This is a genomic window from Bradyrhizobium sp. BRP56 (assembly GCF_020194035.1).
Lineage (GTDB): Bacteria > Pseudomonadota > Alphaproteobacteria > Rhizobiales > Xanthobacteraceae > Bradyrhizobium > Bradyrhizobium australafricanum.
On the sequence record NZ_JADYVV010000018.1, the window covers coordinates 75,198 to 95,432 of the forward strand.

Consider the following 20,235-nt stretch of genomic DNA (forward strand, 5'->3'; position numbering starts at 1 on the left):
GCCTGGAGCAACCTCCACAAGCCGGGATCACACTGTCCCCGGCCTGTTTAGCGACTTATTTAACGTGGCTGCAAGCCGGCCGGCTCAAATCACCACGGGATAAGTGCAGCTGATATTCCCTCGCGCCCTTTCCGTCAAGACGGTCATCGGATAACCCGTAAAAGCCCATATTATGGGGCTTGATGGCTGCCTGGAGTATGATTTTTGGGCCATCTCGAGGGATCGCCGAGGGACCGCATCGTGTCGTTCACGCTGGAAGATGAATCCAACGGAATCCTGCCCGACCGCATGATCGCGGAGATGGCGGAGGCCGGCCTCATTCTGCCCGCCTATGACTTCGTCGAGAGCCAGATCCAGCCGGCGAGCCTCGATCTCCGCCTCGGTGACATCGCCTACCGGGTCCGCGCCAGCTTCCTGCCGGGCCCCGATGCCACCGTCGCCGAGCGGATCGACGAGCTGAAGCTGCACGAGATCGATCTGTCCGACGGCGCGGTGCTGGAGACCAACTGCGTCTACATCGTGCCGCTGCTGGAGAGCCTGGCGCTGCCGCCGGAGATCGTGGCCGCGGCCAACCCGAAGAGCTCGACCGGACGGCTCGACGTCTTCACCCGTGTGATCGCCGACGGCACCCGCCGCTTCGACATGATCGGCGCCGGCTATCACGGCCCGCTCTATGCCGAGATCAGCCCGAAGACGTTTCCCGTGCTGCTGCGCGAGGGTTCGCGGCTCAGCCAGGTCCGCTTCCGGATCGGCGAGGCCACGTTGACCGCCGACGAGCTCGATGCGCTGCATGCCGCCGAGCGGCTGGTCGATATCGACGATGCCGATCTCTCCGATGGCGTTGCGCTTTCCGTCGATCTTTCCGGCGAGAGCTCGGGCGGCTTCGTCGGCTATCGCGCCAAGCGCCATACCGGCGTGGTCGATGTCGATCGCCGCGGCGGCTATGCGGTCGACGATTTCTGGGAGCCGATCAAGGCCCGGCCCGACGGCAGTCTCATTCTCGATCCCGGCGAGTTCTACATCCTGGCGTCGAAAGAGGCGGTGCAGGTGCCGCCGGACTACGCCGCGGAGATGGTGCCGTTCGATCCGCTGGTCGGCGAATTCCGCGTCCACTATGCCGGCTTCTTCGATCCCGGTTTCGGCTATGCCGGCGCCGGCGGCAAGGGCGCGCGCGCCGTGCTGGAGGTGCGCTCGCGCGAGGTGCCGTTCATCCTCGAGCATGGCCAGATCGTCGGCCGTCTCGTCTATGAGCGGATGCTGGAGCGTCCCGATGCGCTCTACGGCCAGCGCATCGGCTCGAACTATCAGGCGCAGGGCCTGAAGCTCTCCAAGCATTTTCGCGTGTAATTCCGTTTCGCGCGCGCTTAATTCCGTAGCCCGGATGAAGCGCTAGCGAAATCCGGGACGCTGCATACGCGCATTGAGCTGCCCCGGATTGCGCTTCGCTCCATCCGGGCTACGATTGCGCGCGCGAGGCTTTATCTCGCCAACAAGAACAGCGGGAGCAGACATGACCGGAGAGCAGGACGCGCGCGAAACGCAGTGGCGGAAGTGGCGCAGCGTCGCCGATCTCTATCACGCCTTCTTCACCGGACTGATCCTCACCGTGGTCACGCGGCGCGGCACGACTGACGCCGCGGAATTCGTCTTCCGCGTGTTTCGCCGCCAGCAGCAGGAACGCTTCCTGCCCGGCTTGAAGAAGCTCGGCCTCGACGGCCTGCCGCCGGCGGTCGCGGCCGCGCAGTATCATTATCTTTCCAACTGGATCGGCGGCGTGCATGTCGAATACATGTATGAGACGGATCGCAAGGCCTGGATCCGCTATCCGCCGCCGCGCTGGATCTGGAAGGGCACGGCGATCTGCGGCGTGCCCGGCGAGGTCTCGCGCGCGATGCTGCGCGGCTGGCACGCCAACAACGGCGTCGCGCTCGGGGACTTGCGGCTCGGCTTCGTCTGCACCAAGCAGACTGTCGACGGCCAGGACGGCCTCGAGGGCTATTACTGCGAATATGATCATCCGCTCGAGCTCGACCAGCGCCTGGTGTTCGCGCGCCACCTCGAGGCGCCGCTATTCGATTCCAGAACCGCGCCGGCGCTGCCGGTCGACAGCTGGCCGAAGCCGCGGCTGGAAAAGGCCTATCGCAACTACGCGATGGAATATGTGAAGACGGCCGCGCCGGTCATCGCGCAGGTGTTCGGCCCGGAGGACGCGAGCTATCTGCTGCATCTCACCGGCAGACTGATCGGCATGCAGTATTATGACGAGGTCGCGCAGGCGCTCGGCGGCCGCCGTGGCCGTGCCACGGAATTTGCCGCATTCCTGCGCACTCTCTTCGAGTCGCAGGACGATATCGCCGACGTCACCGAATCCGAGGGCCAGTTCGAAATCCGCCAGCAGGGCTGGAAGCTGATGGCCGATGTCGCCGACTATCATCCGGCCTGCGCCAGCGTGCTGACCGGCCTGTTCGAAGGGCTGGCCGCCGGCTGCGGGCGGCATATTCCGGTGCATCTGAAGCCGAACAGCACCGCCGGCGCGCCGTTCGTGTGGTCGATCGGCTAGCGCCAAGGTTCATCCGGGTTCACCTGCAATCGCGCAGGCCCCCCTTGCGCCCCGCGCACGTGGATTCCGCCGCTGCCATGGTAGGGAAACACCATGGCGCGGCTCCCCAGATCGCGCAGAGCGCGATCAGCAAAAGTGGGTACCGGTTTTGCGTCTGATCGCGCTCTGAATCATAAATTTTGGCGCATGACCTTTTCGCCAAACCGCTCACACTTTGGCGGGTCATGCGCCAGGGAGTAGAAATGTCCGATCTCGGCCTCGCCGAAATTCCTGTCGACGAACAAGAGCGGCCGCTGCCGCCGCCGGTGACCAAGCCGGCGCGCAATGCGCTGCTCGACGGGCCGATCCTGCGCACGCTGCTGTGGCTGGCGTGGCCGAACGTGATCGCGCTCTCCGCCGGCACCTGCGTCGTCATCGCGGAGACTTCGTATATCGGCCGGCTCGGCGTCGAGTCGCTTGCGGCGATGGCGCTGGTGTTTCCCTGCGTGATCCTGACCATGACGATGTCCGGCGGCGCGATGGGCGGCGGCGTCGCATCCGCGATCGCGCGCGCGCTCGGCGCCGGCGAGATCGAGCGCGCCTCGACGCTCGCGATGCATGCGCTGCTGATCGGCCTGACCTTTGGTTTGACGTTCATGCTGGGCATGCTGATCCTCGGTCCGCGTCTGCTCGAATTGCTCGGCGGCCGCGGCAACGTGCTGGCGCAGGCGATCGCCTATTCGCAGGTGTTCTTCGGCGGCGCGATCCTGCCCTGGCTGATGAACACCATGGCCGGCATCCTGCGCGGCACCGGCAACATGAAGCTGCCGTCGACCATGATCCTGTCCTCGGCGGTGTGGCAGATCATTCTCGGCGGCACGCTCGGGCTCGGTCTTGGTCCGGTGCCGCAATTCGGCATGCGCGGCGTCGCCGCGGGTTCGCTGATCGCCTATTCGATCAGCATCAGCGTGATGGGCTGGTATCTGTTCTCGGGCCGCGCGCGCGTGAAGCCGAAACTCAAGGGGCTGCGCGTGCAATGGGCGATGTTCATCGACATCCTCAAGGTCGGCGCGGTGTCCTGCTTCTCGCCGTTGCAGTCGGTTCTGACGATCTCGATCTTCACCCACATGCTGGCGCAGTTCGGAACCGCGGTGCTCGCCGGCTACGGCATCGGCGCGCGACTCGAATTCATGCTGACCTCGGTCGCCTTCGCGGTCGGCATCGCCTCGGTGCCGATGATCGGCATGGCGGTCGGCGCCGAGCGCGTCGCGCGGGCCCGGCGCATCGCCTGGACCGCGGGCACGGTGTCGTTCCTTGCGGTCGGCGTGGTCGGCAGCTTCATCGCCGTTTTCCCCGACCTCTGGGTCAATCTGTTCACCAACGATCCGCACGTGCGGGCGACCAACCATCAATATCTCTCGACCGCCGCGCCGATGTACGCGTTCATCGGCCTTGCGATGTCGATGTATTTCTCCTCGCAGGGTGCCGCGAAAGTGCTGGGTCCGGTGCTGGCTCAGACCGCGCGGCTGATCTTCATCGGTGCCGGCGGCTGGTGGCTGTCGATGCACGAGGCGAGCGCGCAGAACTTCTTCGCACTCGCCGCCGCCTCGATGGGCGTGCTCGGCGTGCTGTCCTGCCTCAGCGTGATCCTGACGCGCTGGGGCAAGTCGGCACCGGTCGCCGAGGCGCAGCCGGCGCTGTCGTAGATATTAAACCCGTCATCCTGAGGAGCCGCGAAGCGGCGTCTCGAAGGATCGACGGCCCAGGTGTTTCGGCGTGCGCTCGTAGAAACAGCCGGGCTGTCGCCCTTCGAGACGGTCGCTTCGCGACCTCCTCCAGCGACAAAGGCGAAGCCTTTGCGCGGGGGTGACGGTCATAGTTCGAAATGCGCGGCCAGTCGCATGACCTAGCGGATCACGCCGCGCTCTTCTCCCTGGCCGATTTGGCCATCGCCGCTTGCATCGCCGCCGCGCCGAGATCCATCTGCGCATGCATGTAGGGCGCGACCTCGTGCGGCAGCACGTCGGCGATCCACACCACGCGGCAGCGCGTGTCGCCCTCGGCGAACACCTGCACCGAGGCGGAATGCTGCTTCAACCGTTCGCTGGTGATCGCATAGACCAGCCGCTTTCGGTTGTCGTCGCAATCAACCAGCGTCTCACGCGCCACGGTGCCGTTGGCGAAAGTGACGGTGCGGACGTCGCCGTCCAACTGCGTGTCGGTCACGAAGCCCGGCACCAGCCGCGTATGCAGCGCGCCGAAATCGCGCAATGCGTCCCAGACATAATCTGCCGGCGCGTCGATCGGGATATTTTTGTGAATGGAAGCCATCGTTCAATCCTCGTTGGTTTCAGATGTGTCGTCATTGCGAGGAGCGAAGCGACGAAGCAATCCACACCGCAGCAGGCGGAAAGATGGATTGCTTCGCTCCGCTCGCAATGACGGCGGAGCTGTGGTGTGCTAGGTCGACACCGCCTCGACATTGTTGCCGTCGGGGTCGAGCAGGAACGCCGCGTAGTAGGTCGGGCTGTAATCCTTGCGATGGCCCGCCGCGCCGTTGTCCTTGCCGCCGGCTTTCAGGCCCTCGGTATGGAATGTCTTGATCGCGTCATGGCTCGGCGCACGGAACGCAACGTGCGCGCCGCCTTGGGGTTTGCCCTTGTGCAGATGCAGCCAGAGCGCGGGCTCGCCCTTCGGGCCGAAGCCGGCGCCGCTGTCGTCGCGCGAGCAGAGCGCGAAGCCGAGTGGCGCCAGCACCGCGGTGTAGAAGCGCACGCTGGCGTCAAGGTCGGCGACGCGCAATCCGATATGGTCGTACATGAGGAATCTCCAGTCGTTGGGCGCATCGAAAGACGCGCGGACTGGAGCAGCCTAGCTATTGCAGCGCGAGACGTTCTTGGAAAATCTTGCGGTCGCCGCGCGAGGCCTGGCGGAACTTGAGCGGCGAAGCGCCGGCGGCGCGGTGGAAGCTGCGCACGAAATTGGACAGATCGCCGAAGCCGACGTCATAGGCGATGTCGGTGACCGGGCTGTCGTCATCCGCGAGCCGCCGCGCCGCATGGCGCAGCCGCGAGCGCACGAGATATTGATGCGGGGTGACGCCGAGCACGGCGGAAAACAGCCGCAGAAAATGGAAGGTGCTCAAGCCGGCCTGCTCGGCGGCATCGTCGAGGTCGATCTGATGCTGTGAATTGGCGTCGATCCACAGCGCGGCCTCGACGGCGCGGCGGCGATCGCGCAAGCCTGCGGTGAGCGGCTTTGCCTTGCGGTTGGATACCAGCTCGACAAGGCGGCTGGTGAGGAGGTGGCCGATCTCGTCGAGACCGACGTCGCTGTTGCCAGCTGCCGCCGTTTGCGCGAGCTCGCCGATCACCATCAGTTCCGGCAGCGGCGGCACCGACCCGACCTGCCAGACCGCCGCGCGGTCGCCGATGGTCTCGACCAGCACCGGGTCCAGGAAGAACGACAGGCATTCGTCGCCGACCACGTGGTCGTGCGTGCAGGTGTATTCATCGCCGGGATGGCCGACCAGGATCGAGCCTGCCACCAGCTCATGGAAGCGGCCGCGGCAATGGCAGCCGAAACTGCCGCTGCGCACATAAGACACCGAGTGGCAGGCGAACTGCTCGGCGAACGGCTTGTCGCCGGGTTCCGCCGTGCAGCGGAACTCGTTCACCGTGATGCGATCGCGCTGCAGGAGCGTGGTTCGGACCATACCCGGGATTTAAGCTTGCGGCCGGAGCCGTGCAACGGGCAGCAGCACATCAAAAAGGGTCTTGCTGGTGGTCGGCTGGGCGCCCTCGATCGAGAGCAGCCGCCGCTTCGAGATGCTGCCGCCGTTCGGCGAGATCCGGTCGGCATAATTGCTCGCCTCGAGCACCCGGTGGCAGGGCACCATGACCATGAAGGGATTGCGGCCGAGCGCCTGTGCCACCGAATAGATCGCGCCGGACGCGCGCAAGGCGCTCGCCACCTCGTCATAGGTCCGGGTTTCGCCGCGGGGAATGGTGCGGACAAACTGGTAGACGCGCGCGTTGAACGCCGGGATGCCGCTCATGTCGAGCGCAACGCCGGCAAGGTCGCCAATGCCGCCGCGCAAGCTCGCGGCGATGCCCTCGATCGCGACAGCGACCTCCTCGGGAGGCCGCATCTCGCGCGCGTCAGGATAAAGCTTGAATAGCCGCTTGCGGGTCTCGATCTCGCGCAGCTCCGGAAGCTGCACGCCGGCCACGCCGAGCTCGCCCCACGCGATACCGCATCGGCCGATCGCCGTGTCGAAAATGGTGTACCCACGCCCCGCCATAACGCCACCAGCCCCCATGCGCGCGATCCTAACATCGTCGCTGGCGCGCGCATCCGGAATCTTGACGTTCGGTTAAGCATGCTGTGGCTCGGTTGCGCGCGGGCCGGCGAGCCTCCAGTCACGCATCTTAAAGGCTTTGCCCGCTATCTGGTCGTCAGCATGCTGCTCCACGGTACGATCGGCGGAACGATGACCAGCACCGGCGCGGATGTGGCGCGCGGCAGCACAGCCGTGGCCGGGACATCGGCCGGGCGTCGTCATCCGCTGTTTGCGTTGCTGTTGCTGGCGTTGGGCCTGCGCCTCGCGGCCGCGCTCTGGCCCAACGTGATGTATCCCGACGAGATCTTTCAATATCTCGAGCCGGCGTGGCGGATGCTCGGCCATGACGGCATTTTGACGTGGGAGTGGCGCGAAGGCATTCGCGGCTGGTTCCTGCCGACATTGCTGGCCGGGCCGGTCGCGGTGGGCGGCTTGATTGCGCCGGGCGGCGAGGGCGCTTTCCTGGTGCCGCGCCTGGTCGCCGCATCTGCGTCACTGTCGATCGTGGTCAGCGCCTGGTTCTTTGGTGCACGGATCTCGCGAACCCATGCCATCGTCGCGGCGTTCGCCGCCGCGGTCTGGTTCGAGTTGATCCTGCTCGCGCCGCACACATTGGGCGAGCCGTTGGCGACGGCGCTGATCGTGCCGGCGGCGCTGCTGGTGACCGATCGTCCGTCGCAGCGGCATCTGGCGATCGGCGGCGCGTTGCTCGCTTTCGCCTTTGTCTGCCGCTTTCAGTACGCGCCGGCCATCGCCGTGCTTGCGCTCGGCGCCTGCTGGATGCGTTGGCGAAACCTGATTCCGCTGATCGCGGGCGGTCTCGCCGCGCTGGTGCTCACCGCCATGATCGACCTTGCGCATGGCGCCGTGCCGTTCGCCTGGCTGATCGGCAACATCAAGGAAAACCTGCTGCACGATCGCGCGACCGAGTTCGGCGTGACGCCGCCTTCGGCCTATCTCGTCAACTTCCTGATCGTGTGGTCGGCGGCGATCGTATTGCCGCTCGCCGCGATCTGGCGCGGCTCGCGGCATGCGCCGCTGTTGCTGGCCGTGGCGCTGGTCAACCTCGTCTTCCACAGCCTGATCGCGCACAAGGAATACCGCTTCGTCTTCCTCTCGGTGGCGCTGTTCATCATCGTCGCGGCGCTGGGATCGGCCGATTGGGTGCAATGGCTGCGCGCAAAACCCGGGTGGCGCCGTTGGGCATTGCCGATCGTCACCGGCGGCTGGGCCTTGCTCTCGGTGACGCTCGCCGGCGCCAGCGAGGGGATGCGCGACTACTGGACACGCGGTGTCGGCGCGGCGCGGCTTGCCGCCGAACTGCGCAGCGATCCGCAGATGTGCGGTCTCGCACTTTACAATGTTCGTTTCCAGCTGTTGCCGGGGCGGGAACGATTGGTGGGGACCGTGCCGCTCTATGCGCTCGAGCCCGCCGATCCGCTCGCCGAGCTGATCCTGCCGCTGCTGTTGCAGGCGACCATGCCGGCCTTCAACCGCATCCTTGCGCGGCCCGCGGCGGCCGGTGATCTGCCGGCGGATTTTTCAAGGCAAAGCTGTGCCCGCGTCGGCATCGCCGATGCCTGCATCTATGCACGAAGCGGCACTTGCGACGCATCCGCCGCCGCGGCTTTTGTCATCAATGACGTGCTCGTGAGGATGGGCCATTAGCGGGGGCGGTGCGGCGATCGGCTTCAATGCGCGCTTGATCCGCTGCCGCCGCCCGGGCTATGGTCCGGCCGGTCGCACCCGTGAGGTGCGACCTCAAGCATTGAGATCGCGGGCGTAGTTCAATGGTAGAACGGCAGCTTCCCAAGCTGCATACGAGGGTTCGATTCCCTTCGCCCGCTCCAGCCTTCAGGCAAATGTCGCGGGACAGTTTGTCGGCATGGCAATGTATTTGGCGACAGCAGGAGACGTGACGTGAGGTTGCTTGGAGCGCTGCTGCTTGCGCTGGGCGCGCTTTGGATGACGAGGCCGGCATCCGCGCAAATGTATGATCCGCGCTATCCGGTCTGCATGCATGTTTACGGTGAGTTGGTCGGCGAGCGCATGGACTGCATCTTCACGTCGATAGATCAGTGCCAGGCCAGCGCTGTGGGCATGCCGGCGACCTGTCTGGTGAACCCTTATTATGCGCCAAGGTCGGCGCGTCCTCATCGGCCTGAACGATGACCTTTCCGCCCGTATCGCGAGCGTTCATTTGAGATCAGTGCATGGCATGGTGGTACTACGCGTTCTTCGCGATCGTTCTGCTCGGATGTTGTGCATTGGTGGTTCGCGCCCGTCGCGGCAGCAATGCGCGAGAAGACGAGGAGCTGAACCGGCGGATCGATGAGCGCGTCGATCGGCTCGACCTCACCCGGCGCAATCGCGACAGGGATTTCTGACCCAGGGGATCCGCAGACGGCCTTTCGTTATTATCCCGGGATATTACGGCGATCTGTTCACGCAACGTGCGCGCCTAACGCACCGTACTCGACCTGTTCTTCTCACAACGCGCAGTTATGTTTCCGTAGTTCTCCGCGTTTGAGAACGAAGTTCCGCCGGAACGATGTCGCGGGTTCCGGCATTGGTCGAATAGAGCCGACCGACCTCCGGCGAGAACGGTCGGTTCAAGCCCGCGCCTGGCCGTTCCCTCTCAACAGCCCCCCTAGAAGACGGCCGGCGCGGGTCCTTATCCCGGTCCTGCTCGATGTGACGAGGCTGCGCGCCGGGCGAGTATCGCTGACGTTCGCGATAGATTCAGCGCCAGCCCAAAGCGGGCGCGATCTGGGTCAAGATCGTCTCGATCACATGCGCGTTGTAGTCGACGCCGAGCTGATTGGGGACGGTCAGAAGCAAGGTATCGGCCTCTGCGATCGCCTCATCCGTCTTGAGCTGCTCGATCAGCCTGTCCGGCTCGGCGGCGTAGCCGCGGCCGAAGATTGCGCGCGTCCTCTCGTCGATGAAGCCGATCTGGTCTTCCTCCTGGCCGTTGCCGAAATAGGCGCGGTCGCGATCGTCGACCAGCGCGAAGATGCTGCGGCTCACCGAGACCCGCGGCTCGCGCGTGTGCCCGGCTTCCTTCCAGGCGGCACGATAGGCCCGGATCTGGGCGGCCTGCTGGATGTGGAAAGCCTCTCCGGTCTCGTCGTTCTTCAGCGTCGAGCTTTGCAGGTTCATCCCGAGCTTCGCCGCCCACACCGCGGTGGCGTTCGAGCCGGCGCCCCACCAGATGCGCTCGCGCAGGCCTTCCGAGAGTGGTTCGAGCCGCAGCAGGCCGGGAGGATTGGGAAACATCGGCCGTGGATTGGGCTGCGCAAATCCCTGGCCGCGCAGCATGTCGAGGAAGATCTCGGCATGACGCCGGCCCATGTCGGCGTCGGTTTCGCCCTCGCCCGGCTGATAGCCGAAATAGCGCCAGCCATCGATCACCTGCTCGGGTGAGCCGCGGCTGATGCCGAGTTGCAGGCGTCCCCTCGCGATCAGGTCGGCCGCGCCGGCGTCCTCGATCATGTAGAGCGGATTTTCGTAGCGCATGTCGATCACGGCGGTGCCGATTTCGATCCGGCTGGTCCTGGCGCCGACGGCCGCCAGCAGCGGGAACGGCGAGGCCAGTTGGCGCGCGAAGTGATGGACGCGAAAATACGCGCCGTCCGCGCCGAGCTCTTCGGCCGCGACCGCAAGGTCGATGGATTGCAGCAGCACATCCGCGGCTGAGCGGGCCTGCGACTGCGGCGAGGGCGTCCAGTGCCCGAACGAAAGGAATCCGATTTTCTTCATGCCGGCAATGTAGGGATGTCCGCGACGAATTGCGATCCGTGACGTGACCCGAGGATGACCGAAAGTGTTTACCAGCCGGGAAATTTTCTGCGGCAGATGTTGCGGGTTTTGCAGATCGCGGCTTTGCGCAAGTGCTGCATGCGTGCAGGTCTTGCCGCCTGCGCCGCGGCATGGCTTGCGATCCCGGGGCGCGCCGCCTAGCTTTCCGCCACGATTTCTCCCGCCAACACCTTCCCGCAGGTCCCGATGTCGCAGCCGCTTCTGTTTCAGCCGATCACGCTTCGCGGCGTGACCTCCCGAAACCGCATCCTGATCTCGCCGATGTGCCAGTATTCGGCAACCGACGGTCTCGCCAATGACTGGCATCTCGTGCATCTCGGCAAGTTCGCCCAGGGCGGCGCCGGGCTCGTGATGGTCGAGGCCGCGGCGGTGACCGCGGAGGGCCGCATCACCCATGGCGACGTCGGCATCTGGAACGACGAGCAGATCGCGCCGCTCGAGCGGATCGCCGCCTTCCTCAAGGACAATGGCGCCGTGCCCTCGATCCAGCTCGCGCATGCCGGCCGCAAGGCCAGCATGCAGCGTCCATGGTACGGCAATGCCGCTCTCGACGAGGCCGACCGCGCTCGCGGCGATCTGCCGTGGCGGACGGTAGCGCCGAGCGCGATCCCGATGGAAGATGGCTGGTTGATGCCGCACGCGCTCGACGTGGCCGAGCTCGCCGCGCTGCGCGAGCAATGGCGGCGCGCCACCTTGCGCGCGGTCGAGGCGGGCTTCGAATTCGTCGAGGTGCATTGCGCGCATGGCTATCTGCTGCACCAATTCCTTTCGCCATTGTCGAACCGCCGCAGCGATGCCTATGGCGGCGACCGCGCCGGGCGGATGCGCTATCCGCTCGAGATCATCGAGACCGTGCGCGCGGCCTGGCCGGCGGAGCGGCCGCTGTCGGTGCGGATCTCCTCGGTCGACGGTATCGACGGCGGCCTGACGCTCGAGGACCAGGTCGCGTTCGCCCGCGAAGCCAGGGCGCGCGGTGCCGATCTGATCGATTGCTCGTCGGGCGGCCTGCTCGGCTCGGCGACCGCGGCGCGGATTCCGCGCGGCTACGGCTTTCAGGTGCCCTATGCCGATGAGATCCGCCGCGACGCTGACATTGCGACCATCGCGGTCGGCCTCATCCTGCATCCGCAGCAGGCAGAAGACGTCCTGGCCAAAGGCCAGGCCGATCTGGTCGCGATCGGCCGCGAGGCGCTGTTCGATCCGAACTGGCCGCTGCATGCCGAGCTTGCGCTCGGCGGTGCAGGCGGCGAGGTGTTCGCGTCCTGGCCGAAGCAGTATGGTTGGTGGCTGGAGCGCCGCGAGCCGGGCCTGCGCCGGCTCGATGGCCCGCCGCTGCCGTTCCGCCAGAGCTGACAAGAAAATCCGACAACAACCTGGGAGGTCGTTATCATGACAGCAGTCGCAAAGCGCCCCTATCGCGGCGTCTTCCCCGTGGCGCCGACCATCTTCGACGCCAACGGCAATCTCGACCTCGACGGACAACGGCGCTGCGTCGACTTCATGATCGACGCCGGCTCCCACGGCATCTGCATCCTCGCCAATTTCTCCGAGCAGTTCGTGCTGACCGACGCCGAGCGCGAGACCGTGATGCATACGGTGCTCGAGCATGTCGCAGGCCGCATTCCCGTCATCGTCACCACCACGCATTTCTCCTCGGCGGTCTGCGCCGCGCGCAGCCGCGAGGCGGAAGCCGCCGGTGCTGCGATGGTGATGATCATGCCGCCCTATCACGGCGCGACCTTCCGCGTCGGCGAGCCGGGCATCTACGAGTTTTATCGGGTCGTGTCGGATGCCATCAACATCCCGATCATGATCCAGGATGCGCCGGTGGCGGGCACGCCGCTCTCGGTGGATTTCCTGGCACGGATGGCAAAGGAGCTCGCCAATATCAGGTACTTCAAGATCGAGGTGCCGATGGCGGCAAACAAGCTACGCGGCCTGATCGAGAAGGGCGGCGCCGAGATCGAGGGGCCGTGGGACGGCGAGGAGGCGATCACGCTGATGGCCGATCTCGATGCCGGCGCCACCGGTGCGATGACCGGCGGCGGCTATCCCGACGGCATCCGCCAGATCATGGATCCGTTCTTCGCCGGCCGGCGCGACGAGGCGGTCGGGGCCTATGCGCGCTGGCTGCCGCTGATCAATTACGAGAATCGCCAATGCGGGCTGCAGGCCTGCAAGGTGCTGATGCGCGAGGGCGGCGTCATCAAGTCCGATGCGGTGCGCCATCCGCTGCAACCGCTGCATCCGGCAACCCGCGCGGGGCTGATCGAGATCGCGCGGACACTCGATCCGGTCGTGCTGCGCTGGGGGCGATGAGAGGGCGCCTGGTCAGGCGCGTCCGGGCCTTTAGGACGCTCTCTCGATCGCCGGCGCGCATGGACGTTGATCTGGCGAGCGGAGCCGGCGTGGCGGGCTTGGCTGAAGGGCTCGGGCGAAACCTTGTCGAAGCATAGTGCCGCCGCTGCCGCTCTTGAAATCCTCGTGCCTGATTATCACGTTGGGTGGAGTACGCGATCATTGACCCTGCTTGAGTTCGCTGCAGTGAGCTTGGTTCGGCGATGGTCGTGCATGGCTGCCCGGACAAGGAGGGGGCCATGTTGCGATGTATCCGCTTGGCGGCACTCACCTTGGCTGCCGCGTTGATGTCGACGGTGGCTGGCGCAGCGCAGACTTGCGCCTCCCGGTCCGATTTCGTGACCTTCCTCAAAGACCATTTCGGCGAGGTTGAGGTGCACCGCGGATTGTCCGATCGCGGCCACCTCGTGGAGGTCTTCGTTTCGCCGGCGGGTACCTGGACGATCCTCTTGTCGCGGCCTGACGGTTTGTCCTGCCTCGTCGATGCGGGCGAGGCCTGGACCACGACGGTCCCCCCATCACGCGACGCGCGATTGCTGCGCCTCGTCGTGCCGGGTCCCGTGCACTGAACCTGCGCAAAGCACGCTACGCGTCCCACGTCACCGGCAAATCCAGCAGGCCGCGGAACGCCCAGCCGCCGATCCGCGCCGGCTGGTGCTCGATCAGGCGCAGATTCTTCAGCCGCTTGAAGATCGCGGGCAGCGCGACGTCGGCGACCATGGCGCGCGAGGCCCAGGCGCCGGCGCAGAAATGCGGACCGGCACCGAACGCGATGCTCTTGCCGGCGTCGCGGCGCACGTCGAACGCGTCGGGCTTGTCGAAGTGTTTCTCGTCGCGGTTCGCCGAGCCGAACATCAGGAACACGCGCTCATTGGTCTCGAAGGCGACGTCCCTGATCGTCCAGGGCTTTGCGATCCGCCGCGGCGACATCCCGATCGGCGAGATCCAGCGCGCATATTCCTCGAACACCTGCAGCCACGCGATCGTGCCGCTCGTCGCCAGCGCAAGCTGGTCGGGATGGGTCAGCAGCGCCCATACCGTGCCGGCGATCGCATCGCGCGGCTCGTTCTGGCCGCCCGAGATCGCAAGCTTGATATTGGCGCGCACGCTCTCCATCGGCATGTCGGTCTGCAGCATCACGCCGAGCAGGCTGAGGTCGGGCGTCTTGCGCAGCCTGGGGACCATGTCGTCGATCGCGGCATCGATGCCCGAGGTCGCCGCATGGCAGCGCGCCTCGATCGCGGGATCGCCGACATAATTGGCGATGCCGTCGATCATGCCCTGCGACCACGCGTTCATATCCTGGAAGCGCATATTGGTGAGGCCGGTGATCGACTTCAGGCATTCGGCCGAGAACGGCAGCGCGAAGGCCTGCACGAAATCGACCACGCCGTCCGGCTTCAGTTCGTCGAGGATGCGCGTCGCGTGTGCTGCGAACTGCGCCGTCCAGTGCGATCGGACGGTCTTGGGCGAGATCGCCGGAAAGATCGCCTTGCGCTCGTTCATGTGCGCATCGCCGTCCTTGCGCATCATGTTGTGGCCCATCAGCTTGTTCATCAGCCCCTCCGGCTGGTGCGATGAGAACACGTCGATCTGTTTCTCGGAGATGAAGATGTCGTCGCGGTTGCACAGCAGCGTGCTGCCGAGTTGCGGCACGAAGGCGATCGGCGCCTCCTTGCGCATGCGCGCCAGCGCCGGATAGGGATCCTGCCAGAAGGCGGGGACGTCGATATTGAAATGGGGCGCGGTGCTCACGACGTGATCTCGGTTTGGCCTCGGGTCTTCGGACCGAGCATAGGCCGGGCGGCGCGGCCCGTCTGTCCCCACCGCTGGGGACAGCGGGAGACCATCGCTTGGAGCGCGCTCAGTTCAACTGGCGCGCCGAGGCCATCAGGCGCAGCGCGATCGCGAACAGCTCGTTCTGCGAGGAGATGCCGAGCTTGTCATAGGCACGCTTGCGATAGGTGAGGGTGGAGTGCAGCCCGATGCCGAGCTCGGCGGCGATCGCTTCCGAGCTGAGACCGGAGAGAATGCGCAGGCAGACCTCCTGCTCACGCCCGGTCAGCCTGGCGAGCGGCTCGGCGGTCGCAAACAGGATCTTCAACCGCTCGATCGGATCAACATCCGCTGCCGGGTCGCGCTGGAAATGCCGCGCCACAGCCGCCGTCAACGCCGGCGCGACCGCGGCCAGGCGCGCGATCTGCTCGCGGCTGAAGCGGCCTTGCGCGGTGATCTGGTAGAAGTTGACATAGAAGCAGGTGTCGCCGGTCCAGATCGCGGAGGCGAACTTGTCGACAATGTCGGAGTCGTCGAAGAAGATCTTGCGGTAGCCGTCGCTGTACATGCGGCGGGCAAAATTCGGCAGCACGATCGGCGCGGCCTGCGTCCGTCCCTCGAACACCGCGTCCCGATTCGGGTCGGCCTGATGGAAATGTTCGGAATAGGCGATCCCGAGGTCGCGCCCGGTCGGGATGTTGCCGACGTCGAGCAGGCACGCGGCGGTCCGCGGACCGGTGAACGAGAACACCATGCAATGACCGACACCGGCGACGCGGCGTAGCGCGCCGATCAGGGCCTGCGGAAAGCTGTCGCGGCCGATCGCCAGCAGCGCCGGCGTGATGTCGCTGACGACAGAAGTCTTGAAGGCGTAATCTGCCTTCATGGCGTCCTCCCTGTGTTTCGGGAAGACTAGAGCCTTTTCCGTTCCGATGGAATCGGAACGGGGCTCTGGATTCTTTGTTTTGACGCGTTTTCTTGACGCGAACCGGGATCCACTTCGCTTGAAAGCGTTCTGGTGGCGACATCGCCGGCGTGGAAGCGGCGCCTCAGGCGCCCGGCACCTGGTCGAGGAAGCCGGTGATGCTCCTGATCCGGCCGTCCTTCAGCATGGCGAAGTCGGTGCCCTTGATCGGGCTGTCGACGCCGTCCGGCCCGAGGCCCCAGGAGAATCGGACATGGTCGCCGAAGCCGTTCGGCTCCCCGATCAGCTTGAAGCGGAAGTCCGGAAACTTCTGCTGCACGCCCGCGATCAGCGCGTCGACGCCCTCATGGCCGTCGCCGCTCATCAGCGGATCGATATAGCGCGCATCGGCGGTCCAGTTCTCGCTCAGCATCTCGCGACGCCGGCTCGGCGTCCGCTCGTTCCAGAGATCGATATAGCGGCGGGCGATGGTGGCATGGTCGGTCATGGTGCTCTCCTTCGATAGTGCCGGGACTGCGCGGCGGTCCGGACTATCGAAGGTTTGCGTGCGCCGATCGATTACCTCTGAGGTCATCGCGCGGGCTATGGTGCGATGGTCAGCACCGCCTTCATGTTGGGATGGTAGCGGCAGTAATAGTCGACCGTGCCGGCCTTGGTCAGGACCGACTTGATCGTCTTCTTCGGCGCGATCGTCACGTCGAAGTCGCCGTTCTTCGCGGTGGCGGTGTGCGCCAACACGTCCTTGTTGACCCATTCGATGGTGTCGCCGACCTTGGCCGACACCTCGGCCGGCGAGATCACCATATTTTCCATCACGATCTGGATGGTCGCCGCATGCGCCGGGACGGCCATCGCGCCGAGCGCGAGCAAAGCCAGCGTTGCGAGACAGCGTCCTGGCAACATCGCGCGCCTCCTTACTTCAGGCCGGCCGCGACATGTTCGGCATGCTGCTGGTGGCCCTGGAAGATCTTCAGGCCGGTCTGCAGCAGGCCCTTCAGCTCGGGATTGCTGGCCGAGGGGATCAGCTGCGTCTCCAGCGCGGTGTTGACCGCCTTGTGGTAGGCGACCTCGTTGTCGATATAGGCCTTGTCGTAGGCGGCGCCCTTCAGCTTGCCGAGTTCGGCAAGCTTGTCGGCCGCCTGCTTCGACAGCGTCTTGCTGGTGTCGTTGTCCTCCGGCGTCACCTTCAATTTCTTGACGAGGTCGAGCGCCTGCTTGTTCACCGCCTCATGGTCGCGCGCCATGTCCTTGGCGAACGCCTTGACCTCCTTGTTGGAAGCCTTCTCTTCCGCCTGCTTGGCGGCATTGATGTCGATCACCCCTGCCGTATAGGCGATATGTGCGATCTGCGGATCGGTCGGCTTTGCGCCCTGCGCCAGCGCAGCGCAGTTGAGAAGGCTGAGCGCGGCGACCGCGATACCCAATCGAACGAACATGGTTTGAAACTCCTGTTGAGCCGGGCGTAGCGCGCGGCGCGTCGTTGCTTGCACAGGAGTTGGATGGTGCGGACGAGCAGAGGTTCCCGAAAAAATTCAGGCGGTGGCGCGCAGCCGTTTCAGAACCGCCTCGGTCAATCGCTCGCAGCGCTTGCCCGCGAAGGGGAAGGCCTCCATGACGACGGGGCCGATCTTCCGCTCGACATTGTCGCGCAGCATGGTCCGGGCGCGGTGCAGGCGGGTCTTCACGGTTTCCGGCTTGAGGCCGAGGATCTCAGCGGTCTCCTCGACATTCATGCCCTCGATCACGCGGGTGATGAAGACGAGGCGGAACGCCTCGGGCAGCTCGTCGATCGCGTGCTCGACGACGTGCTGGATCTCACGCTGTGCCATGGATTTTTCCGGATCGTCCGTTGACGACAGGGGGAACTGGATGATCTGGGCTTCAGGAGCACCTTTCGGCAGATCGGACCATTCGACGCTGCTGTGCCTGCGGCGCAGGCGGCCGAGTGCCTCGTTCATTGCGATCCGCGACAGCCAGGTCGAGAGGCTGGAGTCGCCGCGGAACTGGTCCAGATGGGTAAAGGCGCGCACATAGGCGTCCTGAACCACATCGTCGGCCTCGTGGTCGTTGCGCAGGATGCCGCGCGCCAGCCGGAACAGCCGGCGATTATTCGCCTGCATGATGGCGCGGATTGCGGCCTCGTCACGGGCGAGCGCGCGTTGCACGAGCTCGGCATCGCCCGAGCTGGTCGGCGGCAGGGACGTTACATGGGCCTGGCGCATGGCGGGATCGCCCTCACTGTTGGCGGAATAATATCATTGGATGCCGACCGGCCGTGCAGGTTCCCGGGAAAATGGTAATCGGCCAAAAAGACCGCTACGGCCTGATATAGGCCTCCGGATCGCCGCGTGCATGCGCCTCCATCGCGTCGAGGAAGCAGCGCACCTTCGCCGGGACAAATTGCCGCGCCGGCAACAGCGCGTGCACGTTGAGCGGCTCGCAGGCATGATCGGGCAGCAGCCGCCGCAACTCGCCGGCCGCGACGGCGGCGCGGGTATAGCTGGCGGTGACCCGCAGCACACCATGGCCGGCGAGCGCGGCCTGCAGCCGGACATGGGCATTCGAACTGGTCAGGCGTGCGCGATCGACCGCGAGATGCTCGACCGCGCCGCCGGGAGCGGTGATCGCCCATGGCGGATCGCTGGGGCCGGTCAGCAGCGGCAGCTTTCTCAGATCATCCAGCGTGCGCGGCTCGCCGAATTTCTCCAGCAGGGCAGGTGCCGCGAACAGGCCGCGCTCGAGCGTGAAGACGCGGCGGATCACGATCCCGGCCGACGGCAGCGGCGCCTCCAGCATCGCAAACACGATGTCGTAGTTCTCGGCGATCGGACTAACGATGTCGTGCTCGACATCGATCCGGATCGAAAGCTCCGGATAGCGGCCCATCACCGCGCAGGCGACCGGCCCCGCATGATGCGCGCCGAATTCATAAGGCGCCTTGATGCGCAGGGTGCCGGCGACCGCGCTGGACATCGCCAGCGCCTCGCTGTGTGTGTCGTGCAGCGCCGCGAACAGCGGGCGCACCTTGCGATAGATGGTCTCGCCGGAATCGGTCAGGCGCAGGTGGCGGGTGGTGCGCTCGATCAGCCGCAGCCCGAGATTGGCTTCGAGACGCTGCACCGCAGCACTGAGGCTCGATTTGGGATGGCCAAGCACGCGCGCGGCCGCGGTGAAGCCGCCATGCTCGACAACCTCGCAAAACAGCTCCCAGTCGCGCCACTCCATGGCTGATTGTCCATCCACCGGTACAGTGTGTCCAGCCAAATCGGATTATCCCGGTGACCGCAATCACCTAACCTCGTCGCAACCAAATCTTGCATCGGGAGGGAGAGATGGCTGACGACGGAATTTTCCTGCGCAACACCTGGTACGTGGCGGCGTGGAATCACGAACTGATCGACGGCAAGATGGTCGCGCGCACCATCCTGGAACGGCCGATCGTGCTCTATCGCGGGTCGAGCGGCAAAGTCGTCGCGCTGGACGACCGCTGCTGCCATCGCGCAGCGCCGCTTTCGATGGGGCGCATCGAGGGCGACGACATCAGGTGCATGTATCACGGCATGAAGTTCGCGGCCGACGGCAAATGCATCCAGATTCCCGGTCAGGACACGATCCCCGCCAAGCTCGGCGTGCGCAGCTATCCGGTGGTCGAGCGCTACAATCTGATCTTCATCTGGACCGGCGATCCGGAGAAGGCCGATCCGAAACTGATCCTCGACTATCCGCCGCTCGAGGATCCCAAGTGGCGCGGCCTGCCAGGTTACATGCACTACAAGGCCAATTGGCTCCTGATCGTCGACAACCTCAGCGACTTCGCGCATCTCGCCTTCGTCCACACCAACACGCTCGGCGGCTCCGAGGAATACGCCTACAAGACCAAGCCGGTCGCGATCGAGAAGCTGGACGACGGCTTCCGTGTCGAGCGCTGGCACATGGGCGCCGAGCCGCCGCCCTACCACAAGAAGGTAATCCCGAACAAAACCGACAAGATTGACCGCCGCAATATCGGCCGCATGATCGTGCCCGGCATCTTCACGCTCGACACCACCTTCGCGCCGGCCGGGCAGGGCGTCGAGAAGGGCGTCCAGGTTCCGGGCACGCGGTCGTATCGCAACGCGCAGTTCATGACGCCGGAGACGCGCTCGACCACGCACTTCTTCTGGAATTACCTGCACGATTTCGACATCGATAATCCGAACATCGCACTGTCGCTGCGGCACAGCCTCGAGGAAGGGTTCAACGAGGACAAGGATATCATCGAGGCGCAGCAGCGCGTGTTCGACGCCGATCCGGACTATCAGCTGCTCGCGATCGGCGCCGATGCCCCGCTGACCTATTTCCGCTGGCTGTTCGCCCGCAAGCTCGAGGCGGAGAAGGGCACGGCACGCGCCGCCTAGAGCATGATCCGGAAAAGTGTGAAGCGGTTTTCCGAAAAGATCATGCTCAAACAAGGAGCTAAAGCGCGATGATGAT

At 65.3% G+C, this 20,235-nt stretch carries 22 protein-coding genes, 1 tRNA gene and 1 riboswitch; of the genes, 11 read left to right on the top strand and 12 right to left on the bottom strand.

Annotation, left to right across the window (positions count from 1 at the left end; genetic code table 11):
- Nucleotides 1–26: 26 nt before the first annotated feature.
- Nucleotides 27–106, bottom strand: a riboswitch (SAM riboswitch).
- A 134-nt stretch (nucleotides 107–240) separates the two neighbouring features.
- The 3 genes from I6F38_RS15310 (at nucleotide 241) to I6F38_RS15320 (ending at nucleotide 4,245) form a co-directional block, all read left to right on the top strand.
- Nucleotides 241–1,347, top strand: a complete 1,107-nt coding sequence (locus I6F38_RS15310) for a 2'-deoxycytidine 5'-triphosphate deaminase (protein ID WP_028339061.1) — start codon at nucleotides 241–243, stop codon at nucleotides 1,345–1,347.
- A gap of 163 nt (nucleotides 1,348–1,510) precedes the next feature.
- A complete protein-coding gene (locus I6F38_RS15315) occupies nucleotides 1,511–2,560 on the top strand; it encodes a hypothetical protein (protein WP_225160923.1) in 1,050 nt (349 codons plus the stop codon).
- 242 nt (nucleotides 2,561–2,802) lie between these two features.
- On the top strand, nucleotides 2,803–4,245 hold the full coding sequence (locus tag I6F38_RS15320) for an MATE family efflux transporter (RefSeq protein WP_225160924.1): 1,443 nt from the start codon (nucleotides 2,803–2,805) through the stop codon (nucleotides 4,243–4,245).
- Nucleotides 4,246–4,453: 208 nt separating this feature from the next.
- Here I6F38_RS15320 and I6F38_RS15325 read toward each other — a convergent pair whose 3' ends face one another.
- From I6F38_RS15325 to I6F38_RS15340, 4 genes are all read right to left on the bottom strand, one after another.
- Nucleotides 4,454–4,870, bottom strand: coding sequence for an SRPBCC family protein (locus I6F38_RS15325; protein WP_225160925.1), 417 nt, complete (start codon nucleotides 4,868–4,870; stop codon nucleotides 4,454–4,456).
- A gap of 129 nt (nucleotides 4,871–4,999) precedes the next feature.
- A complete protein-coding gene (locus I6F38_RS15330) occupies nucleotides 5,000–5,359 on the bottom strand; it encodes a VOC family protein (RefSeq protein WP_225160926.1) in 360 nt (119 codons plus the stop codon).
- Nucleotides 5,360–5,414: 55 nt separating this feature from the next.
- Nucleotides 5,415–6,254: an AraC family transcriptional regulator gene (locus I6F38_RS15335; protein WP_225160927.1), complete on the bottom strand. Its 840-nt coding sequence runs from the start codon at nucleotides 6,252–6,254 to the stop codon at nucleotides 5,415–5,417.
- A 9-nt stretch (nucleotides 6,255–6,263) separates the two neighbouring features.
- On the bottom strand, nucleotides 6,264–6,842 hold the full coding sequence (locus I6F38_RS15340; RefSeq protein WP_225160928.1) for a methylated-DNA--[protein]-cysteine S-methyltransferase: 579 nt from the start codon (nucleotides 6,840–6,842) through the stop codon (nucleotides 6,264–6,266).
- A 78-nt stretch (nucleotides 6,843–6,920) separates the two neighbouring features.
- Between I6F38_RS15340 and I6F38_RS15345 the strand changes: the two genes are divergently transcribed.
- The 4 genes from I6F38_RS15345 (at nucleotide 6,921) to I6F38_RS15360 (ending at nucleotide 9,268) form a co-directional block, all read left to right on the top strand.
- Entirely contained in the window at nucleotides 6,921–8,549 is a 1,629-nt protein-coding gene (locus I6F38_RS15345; RefSeq protein ID WP_225160929.1) for a 4-amino-4-deoxy-L-arabinose transferase, read from the top strand.
- 108 nt (nucleotides 8,550–8,657) lie between these two features.
- A tRNA-Gly gene (locus I6F38_RS15350) sits at nucleotides 8,658–8,731 on the top strand.
- 70 nt (nucleotides 8,732–8,801) lie between these two features.
- Entirely contained in the window at nucleotides 8,802–9,053 is a 252-nt protein-coding gene (locus tag I6F38_RS15355) for a DUF3551 domain-containing protein (RefSeq protein WP_076832446.1), read from the top strand.
- 41 nt (nucleotides 9,054–9,094) lie between these two features.
- Nucleotides 9,095–9,268 carry a hypothetical protein gene (locus tag I6F38_RS15360; RefSeq protein WP_225160930.1) on the top strand — a complete coding sequence of 58 codons (174 nt, stop codon included), beginning with the start codon at nucleotides 9,095–9,097 and terminating at the stop codon, nucleotides 9,266–9,268.
- A 355-nt stretch (nucleotides 9,269–9,623) separates the two neighbouring features.
- Here I6F38_RS15360 and I6F38_RS15365 read toward each other — a convergent pair whose 3' ends face one another.
- Nucleotides 9,624–10,643, bottom strand: a complete 1,020-nt coding sequence (locus I6F38_RS15365; RefSeq protein ID WP_092085408.1) for an LLM class flavin-dependent oxidoreductase — start codon at nucleotides 10,641–10,643, stop codon at nucleotides 9,624–9,626.
- A gap of 246 nt (nucleotides 10,644–10,889) precedes the next feature.
- Here I6F38_RS15365 and I6F38_RS15370 point away from each other — a divergent pair, with 246 nt between their 5' ends.
- The 3 genes from I6F38_RS15370 to I6F38_RS15380 all read left to right on the top strand — a co-directional run bounded on the left by I6F38_RS15370 (nucleotide 10,890) and on the right by I6F38_RS15380 (nucleotide 13,630).
- Nucleotides 10,890–12,056, top strand: coding sequence for an NADH:flavin oxidoreductase/NADH oxidase (locus I6F38_RS15370; protein ID WP_225160931.1), 1,167 nt, complete (start codon nucleotides 10,890–10,892; stop codon nucleotides 12,054–12,056).
- Between the two features lie 36 nt (nucleotides 12,057–12,092).
- Complete coding sequence (locus tag I6F38_RS15375) at nucleotides 12,093–13,022, top strand: dihydrodipicolinate synthase family protein (RefSeq protein WP_225160932.1); 930 nt, start codon at nucleotides 12,093–12,095, stop codon at nucleotides 13,020–13,022.
- Between the two features lie 296 nt (nucleotides 13,023–13,318).
- On the top strand, nucleotides 13,319–13,630 hold the full coding sequence (locus I6F38_RS15380; RefSeq protein ID WP_225160933.1) for a hypothetical protein: 312 nt from the start codon (nucleotides 13,319–13,321) through the stop codon (nucleotides 13,628–13,630).
- A 16-nt stretch (nucleotides 13,631–13,646) separates the two neighbouring features.
- Here I6F38_RS15380 and I6F38_RS15385 read toward each other — a convergent pair whose 3' ends face one another.
- The 7 genes from I6F38_RS15385 to I6F38_RS15415 all read right to left on the bottom strand — a co-directional run bounded on the left by I6F38_RS15385 (nucleotide 13,647) and on the right by I6F38_RS15415 (nucleotide 18,987).
- Entirely contained in the window at nucleotides 13,647–14,816 is a 1,170-nt protein-coding gene (locus I6F38_RS15385) for a cytochrome P450 (RefSeq protein WP_225160934.1), read from the bottom strand.
- Between the two features lie 109 nt (nucleotides 14,817–14,925).
- A complete protein-coding gene (locus I6F38_RS15390) occupies nucleotides 14,926–15,723 on the bottom strand; it encodes a helix-turn-helix transcriptional regulator (protein ID WP_225160935.1) in 798 nt (265 codons plus the stop codon).
- Nucleotides 15,724–15,886: 163 nt separating this feature from the next.
- Nucleotides 15,887–16,249: a nuclear transport factor 2 family protein gene (locus I6F38_RS15395; RefSeq protein WP_028339048.1), complete on the bottom strand. Its 363-nt coding sequence runs from the start codon at nucleotides 16,247–16,249 to the stop codon at nucleotides 15,887–15,889.
- A gap of 95 nt (nucleotides 16,250–16,344) precedes the next feature.
- On the bottom strand, nucleotides 16,345–16,665 hold the full coding sequence (locus tag I6F38_RS15400; RefSeq protein ID WP_225160936.1) for a cupredoxin domain-containing protein: 321 nt from the start codon (nucleotides 16,663–16,665) through the stop codon (nucleotides 16,345–16,347).
- 11 nt (nucleotides 16,666–16,676) lie between these two features.
- A complete protein-coding gene (locus I6F38_RS15405; protein ID WP_225160937.1) occupies nucleotides 16,677–17,198 on the bottom strand; it encodes a DUF4142 domain-containing protein in 522 nt (173 codons plus the stop codon).
- A gap of 96 nt (nucleotides 17,199–17,294) precedes the next feature.
- Nucleotides 17,295–17,984, bottom strand: coding sequence for an RNA polymerase sigma factor (locus tag I6F38_RS15410; RefSeq protein WP_225160938.1), 690 nt, complete (start codon nucleotides 17,982–17,984; stop codon nucleotides 17,295–17,297).
- A gap of 94 nt (nucleotides 17,985–18,078) precedes the next feature.
- Nucleotides 18,079–18,987, bottom strand: a complete 909-nt coding sequence (locus I6F38_RS15415; RefSeq protein WP_225160939.1) for a LysR family transcriptional regulator — start codon at nucleotides 18,985–18,987, stop codon at nucleotides 18,079–18,081.
- Nucleotides 18,988–19,094: 107 nt separating this feature from the next.
- Between I6F38_RS15415 and I6F38_RS15420 the strand changes: the two genes are divergently transcribed.
- Complete coding sequence (locus I6F38_RS15420; RefSeq protein WP_225160940.1) at nucleotides 19,095–20,159, top strand: aromatic ring-hydroxylating dioxygenase subunit alpha; 1,065 nt, start codon at nucleotides 19,095–19,097, stop codon at nucleotides 20,157–20,159.
- The last annotated feature ends 76 nt before the right edge of the window (nucleotides 20,160–20,235 follow it).